General features: G+C 73.7%; 5 protein-coding genes. 3 read left to right on the top strand and 2 right to left on the bottom strand.

Translation table 11 applies throughout. The features are described 5' to 3' along the window. Positions 1 to 137: 137 nt before the first annotated feature. A complete protein-coding gene (locus V5O46_RS30200; protein WP_332887915.1) occupies positions 138 to 1,775 on the top strand; it encodes a phospho-sugar mutase in 1,638 nt (545 codons plus the stop codon). 203 nt (positions 1,776 to 1,978) lie between these two features. Here V5O46_RS30200 and V5O46_RS30195 read toward each other — a convergent pair whose 3' ends face one another. After that, entirely contained in the window at positions 1,979 to 3,355 is a 1,377-nt protein-coding gene (locus tag V5O46_RS30195; protein WP_332887914.1) for a serine hydrolase domain-containing protein, read from the bottom strand. Between the two features lie 104 nt (positions 3,356 to 3,459). Here V5O46_RS30195 and V5O46_RS30190 point away from each other — a divergent pair, with 104 nt between their 5' ends. Then, complete coding sequence (locus V5O46_RS30190; protein ID WP_332887913.1) at positions 3,460 to 4,155, top strand: TetR/AcrR family transcriptional regulator; 696 nt, start codon at positions 3,460 to 3,462, stop codon at positions 4,153 to 4,155. A 439-nt stretch (positions 4,156 to 4,594) separates the two neighbouring features. On the opposite strand, the gene V5O46_RS30185 is transcribed toward V5O46_RS30190, so the two are convergent. Continuing rightward, positions 4,595 to 5,311 (bottom strand): PH domain-containing protein, encoded by a 717-nt coding sequence (locus V5O46_RS30185; RefSeq protein WP_332887912.1) that lies wholly within the window; start codon positions 5,309 to 5,311, stop codon positions 4,595 to 4,597. A gap of 106 nt (positions 5,312 to 5,417) precedes the next feature. On the opposite strand from V5O46_RS30185, the gene deoC reads away from it, so the two are divergent. Beyond that, on the top strand, positions 5,418 to 6,413 hold the full coding sequence (gene deoC, locus V5O46_RS30180) for a deoxyribose-phosphate aldolase (RefSeq protein WP_332887911.1): 996 nt from the start codon (positions 5,418 to 5,420) through the stop codon (positions 6,411 to 6,413). Positions 6,414 to 6,422 lie beyond the last annotated feature (9 nt).

The following is a 6,422-nucleotide window of genomic DNA, read 5'->3' as shown; positions in this document are numbered from 1 at the left end:
TCCCACCCGCACAGGCCGCCGCAGGCACAACGCGCACCCCCGACCACCCGCACAGGCCGCCGCGGGCACCCCACACCCAGACCACATTCGCCCAAGGCACCCGAGACCACCGAACCACCAACGAGAGGCTGACCGACGTGCATGCCGACCTCATCGCCCGGGCCCAGGCATGGCTGGCCGAGGACCCCGACGCGGAGACCCGCGACGAACTCGCCGAGCTCATCGACGCCGAGGACCACGCCGAGCTCGCCGCACGCTTCAGCGGCACCCTCCAGTTCGGCACCGCCGGCCTCCGCGGCGAACTCGGCGCCGGCCCCATGCGCATGAACCGCTCGGTCGTCATCCGAGCAGCCGCCGGCCTCGCCGCGTACCTCAAGAAGCAGAACCACGCGAACGGCCTCGTGGTCATCGGCTACGACGCCCGCCACAAGTCGGAGGACTTCGCCCGCGACACCGCCGCCGTCATGACCGGCGCCGGCCTCCGCGCGGCGCTGCTCCCCCGCCCCCTCCCCACCCCCGTCCTCGCCTTCGCCATCCGCCACCTCGGCGCCGTCGCCGGCGTGGAGGTCACCGCCAGCCACAACCCGCCCCGCGACAACGGCTACAAGGTGTACCTCGGCGACGGCTCCCAGATCGTGCCGCCCTCCGACTCCGGCATCGCCGCCGAGATCGACGCCGTGGCGTCCCTGCACGACGTCCCCCGCCCCACCACCGGCTGGGACACCCTCGACGACACCGTCCTCGACGCCTACCTCGCCCGCACGGACGCCGTCCTCGCCCCGGACTCCCCGCGCACCGCCCGGACGGTCTACACACCCCTGCACGGCGTCGGCAAGGACACCCTCCTCGCCGCCTTCGCCCGCGCCGGCTTCCCGGCCCCCACCGTCGTCGCCGACCAGGCCGACCCCGACCCGGACTTCCCCACCGTCGCCTTCCCCAACCCGGAGGAGCCCGGCGCGATGGACCTGGCCTTCGCCGCGGCCCGCGCCACCACCCCCGCCCCCGACCTGGTCATCGCCAACGACCCGGACGCCGACCGCTGCGCCGTGGCCGTCCACGACGGCACCGACTGGCGCATGCTCCGCGGCGACGAGGTCGGCTCGCTCCTCGCCGCCCACCTGGTCGCCCGCGGAGCCCGCGGCACCTTCGCGGAGTCGATCGTCTCCTCCTCCCTCCTCGGCCGCATCGCCGGGAAGGCGAGCCTCCCGCACACCGAGACCCTCACCGGCTTCAAGTGGATCGCCCGCGCCGAGGGCCTCCGCTTCGGCTATGAGGAGGCGCTCGGCTACTGCGTCGACCCCGACGGCGTACGCGACAAGGACGGCATCACCGCCGCACTCCTCATCACCGAACTCGCCTCGGTCCTCAAGGACAGCGACCGCACGCTCCTCGACCTCCTCGACGACCTCGCCGTCGAGCACGGTCTGCACGCCACCGACCAGCTCTCGGTCCGTGTCCAGGATCTCTCCCTGATCGCCGACGCGATGCGCCGTCTGCGCGAGCAGCCCCCCACCCACCTCGCGGGCCTGCCGATCACGAGGGCAGAGGACCTCACCCTGGGCACGGCCGACCTGCCGCCCACCGACGGCCTGCGTTACACGCTCGACGGCGCCCGGGTCATCGTCCGCCCCAGCGGCACGGAGCCGAAGCTGAAGTGCTACCTGGAGGTGGTCGTCCCGGTCGGCACGCACGCCGCCCTCCCGGCGGCCCGCACCCGCGCGGCCGACCTGCTGGCGGCGCTGAAGCGCGACTTCGCCACCGCCGCGGGCATCTGACACCACCCGCCACCGGCGCCGCCGCCCACCAGCGACCCCGTCTGCCGACGCCCCGACTCCTCCCGGTTCACGGGGAGTCGGGTCACCGCCGCCCGCTCCTCGGCCGCCCGCTCCCCCGCGTGATCCCCCTCCCCCCGGGGCGTCCCGTCCGGGGTGCCGCCAGGGGCAGCCGCTCGGCTCCGTCCGCCCCTGCCGCCGACGGGTCAGGGAGCTTCCACCACGCGGTTGAAGAGGCGGCCGGCCAGGTCGACGCCCGTGACCGTGCCGCCGGCATCGCGGGAGAAGCAGCCGCGCTGCCCCTCGAGGCCGCCTTCGGTCACGATGTACTCGTCGCCGTCGCCGGGAAGGAAGCCGATCCCCGCGGCCGGGTAGTCCGGGGGCATCTCCTCGTCCGATGCCTCGCGGATCTCCGGCTTGATCCCGACCGCCAGGGTGAGCCGGGCGCCGTCGGTGGCGATGTCGAGGTTCATGGCGTCGATCTCGTAGCGGCCGACGACCTGTCGGGCCCGTCCCTCGTCGTACGGGACGGGCTCGGCCGCCTTCTCGACGACGCCGAGGCAGTGCTCGAGGGCCCACCGCACGACGGACTGGTTGAACGGGTACCCGTCCGGGCCGAGGTTGGCCAGGGAGACCACCGCGAAGTTGCTCTCGGGGACGATGAGCAGCTCGGCGAACTGGCCGTTGCCCGAGCCGCCGTGGCCGAGCCCGCTGAGGCCGTCCAGGTCGCGCAGGAACCAGCAGACGCCGAAGCCGTCGCCGAGCGTGCTGGCACGCAGCTCGACCGTCCGCTCCCGCATGCGGTGCAGCTCAGCGGCCGGCAGCACGCCCTCGCCGTCGCCGAGCTGGAACCGTGCCCAGCGCAGCATGTCGCTCACCGAGGAGGCGAGGCCACCACCGGGGTTGTCGCCGCGCGCGCCCTCCCTGAACGCCCCCCAGGGCCGGGCGGGGCGCAAGTGGCCGTCGTCGCCGCGGTTGTAGCCGACGGCGAACTTGCGGGCCATCACCTCGGACAGGCCGTACACGGTGTCCGCAAGGCCCACCGGCTCCAGCACCAGCGCGGCCATGGCCTGCTCGAAGGGCAGGCCCGTGACCTTCTCGACGATCCGCCCGGCCAGGTTGTAGCCGGCCTGGCTGTACGAGGCGCGGGTCCCGGGCGGTGCGATCAGCGGCAGCTGCGGTAGCTTCGCCACGAGCCCGGCCAGGGAGCGGTCGCCCTCGCCGTCGTCGATCAGGTTCCAGTCCAGGCCCGCGGTGTGGTTGAGCAGGTTCAGCACGGTGATCTGCGCCGCGGTCCGTTCGTCGGCGAGCCGCAGCTCGGGCACGTAGTGCCGAACCGGGGCGTGGAGGTCCACCTTTCCCTCGGCGACCAGGCGCATCAGTGCGGTCGCCGTGAAGGTCTTGGACACCGACGCGAGGTGGAACAGCGTCTTCTCGTCGACCGGCGTCGGGGCGCCGAGACTCGTCACGCCGTGGGAGGCGTAGATCTCCTCGCCGTCCAGGAGCACCCCCACGGCGGCACCCGGAACGCCGAGCTCGGTGGCCTGGGCCGTGACGAACTCCGCCAGCTTGTCCTGCAGCATTGCTCCCCCTTCGGATACTTGAACTAAGTGCGAGACCGAGCGTAGAGGCGACTTGAACAAAGTGCAAGAGTCTTCGTGAACTAAGTACAAGTAAGGTGGCGGCCATGCCGCGAGACACCCTGACCGCAGACCGGATCGTCCGGGCGGCCATCGAGCTGCTCGACAAGGAGGGCCTGGACGGCCTCAACATGCGGAGCCTGGCGAAACAGCTCGGCTCGGCCGCCACGGCCGTCTACTGGCACATCAAGACCAAGGACGACCTGGTCCGGCTCGCCGGCGACGCGATCTGGCACGAGGTCGAGCTGCCCGATCTCGGCACCACCGACTGGCGCACGGCAGCCGCCGCCCAGGCCGGCGGCATGCACGCGATGCTCACCCGGCACCCCTGGCTGGTCCAGGCGTTCAGCAGCCACCTCCTGTACGGGCCCGGCCAGGCCCGCTACCACGACCTCAGCCTGGCCGTCTACGAGAAGGCGGGCTTCACCGCCGACGCCGCGGATCGGGCAGCCGCCACCGTGTTCACCTTCGTGCTCGGCAACGCGCTCGGCCCCGCCGCACAGGTCTCGCTGAACCGCCGGCTGAGCAGGAACAGCGCGGACGCCGAGCAGCTGGTGGCCGACGCCATGACCCGCGCCGCCGAGACCGCCAGGCACTTCCCGCACCTGCGCGAACGGCTCGACACGGCGGCGGCCGAAGACTACGCCGCAACGCCCGACGGCACCTTCGAGTTCGGCCTCCAGTCGCTCCTCGACAGCTTCGAGGCCCGCATCGCCGCCGAGGGCGCCGGTCGGCGAGGGTGACCCGCACTCCGCACCGGGCGCAGCTCTCCGAGGAGGTCCGTGGCCGCGCGGGGCGACCGGCCGCCCGCACCGGCGCGGAGCACGCGCCGGCGCGGGCGCGGACCCGGGGCCCGGCCGTCCCCGGTCGATGCGGGCCTCCGCCCGCGGGCGTCGACGAGGCCGACGGCCTCGCCGTCACGCGGCCGGCGGACCGACCACCGTCCGGCCGCGGGCGGCGCACCCCTCGGCGGCCCCGTGCCCGAGTCGGCCTTCCGGGCCCGAGCCGGCCCGCGCGGTGCCCCGGCGGACCTGCCCGCTACCGCCTGCCCGCACGCCCCGGGCGCAGCACACCCGCCCGGCCGAACCAGCAACACCGGCCCCCACCCGACCGAACCAGGAACACCGGACGCCCCAGGGGGCACCCACCTCCGCGCCGTCCCGTTCGCAGAGCCGCCCCGGCTCACCCCACCGCCAGCACCACCGCCAGCAGCACCGCCCCGGCCGCTGCCGGCGCGATGATCTCGTAGGCCCAGCGCACGGACACCTCGCCCTGCGCGGTCGCCGCCTTCCCGCGCGCCTCGTGCATCTGCCGCAGCTCGTCCATGATCTTGTCGCTCTGCGCCCGCACCGGCCTGCCGTCCCCCACGGCCGCACCGCCGCCCAGGCCGCCGACCGCGCCGGCCACCAGCCCGTCCGTGCTCCCGGGCCCCCGGCCGCGCCGGCGGCCGTCCTTCCCGGACGCCTCCGCGGCCCGCCGGGCCTCCTGCCGGGCCGCCCGCTTGCGGGCGCGCAGCGAGACCGGGATGGCCCACAGCTGGTACTTGGTGCCGGACTCGGCGAACACCTCATTGGAGTACCCGGCGCGCAGCGACGCGACCTGCCCCCAGGGCAGCACGATCACCCGCAGCGGGTTGCGGATGCGCAGCCGGTCCTCGCCGGCGAAGACGGCCGGCCGCAGGGTGTAGGCGGCGACGGCCGGCACCAGCAGCAGCAGGACGGCCAGCGCAAGCCACGGCGTGCGCCCCGCGCCGTTGACCGCCGCGTCGATGCCGAGCCACAGGGCCAGGGCCAGCATCAGGACCCCGCCGGCGACGGCGGCGGGCGAGCGGTAGATCCGGTCCCGGGTCTCGGTTCCGGAGGGCCGCGGCGAGGGTGACTGGTGGTCCGGGGTCGTCATGCTGCCGATTGTGCCCGACGCGCCCTGGGGCGCTCATTCGCGGGGGATCCCGACAAGATGAGCGGCAGGGCTGTACAGCCGCTACGCGCGTAGATATGCTCGCCTGGTGACCACGCCCACCACTGCATCAGCCGCATCCGGTACCGCCGCCTCCGCCGCGCCCGCTCACGGGCTCACGGACGTCGCCGCGTCGGACAGCACGCTGCGCCGTTTCCTGCACGGGCTGCCCGGTGTCGACGCGGTCGGCCTGGAGGCGCGCGCCGCCTCCCTCGGTACCCGTTCCATCAAGACGACCGCGAAGGCGTTCGCGCTCGACCTCGCCATCTCGATGGTCGACCTGACGACGCTGGAAGGCGCGGACACTCCGGGCAAGGTCCGGGCGCTCGGCGCCAAGGCGGTCCGTCCCGACCCGACCGACCGCACCTCGCCCGCCACCGCCGCGGTCTGCGTCTATCCCGACATGGTGGCCACCGCCAAGGAGGCTGTCGCCGGCTCGGGCGTCAAGGTCGCCTCGGTCGCCACCGCCTTCCCGGCGGGCCGCGCCTCCCTCGAGATCAAGCTGGCCGACGTGCGCGAGGCCGTCGCGGCCGGCGCCGACGAGGTCGACATGGTCATCGACCGCGGCGCCTTCCTCGCGGGGAAGTACCTGAAGGTGTACGAGGAGATCGTCGCCGTTAAGGAGGCCTGCGGCGCGGACGCCCGTCTGAAGGTCATCTTCGAGACGGGCGAGCTGTCGACGTACGACAACATCCGCCGCGCCAGCTGGCTCGGCATGATCGCCGGCGCCGACTTCATCAAGACCTCGACCGGCAAGGTCGCGGTGAACGCGACCCCGGCCAACACCCTGCTGATGCTGGAGGCGGTCCGGGACTTCCGGGCGCAGACCGGCATCCAGGTCGGGGTGAAGCCCGCCGGCGGCATCCGCACCGCCAAGGACGCGACCAAGTTCCTGGTCCTGGTCAACGAGACCGCGGGCGAGGACTGGCTGGACAGCCACTGGTTCCGCTTCGGCGCGTCCTCGCTTCTGAACGATCTGCTGATGCAGCGCCAGAAGCTGGCCACCGGCCGCTACTCCGGCCCCGACTACGTGACGGTGGACTGAAACCGCATG

It is taken from the genome of Streptomyces poriticola, from assembly GCF_036689765.1.
Lineage (GTDB): Bacteria > Actinomycetota > Actinomycetes > Streptomycetales > Streptomycetaceae > Streptomyces > Streptomyces poriticola.
Note: the sequence above shows the minus strand (reverse complement) of the source record. Positions and strands in the feature narration are given on the sequence as shown.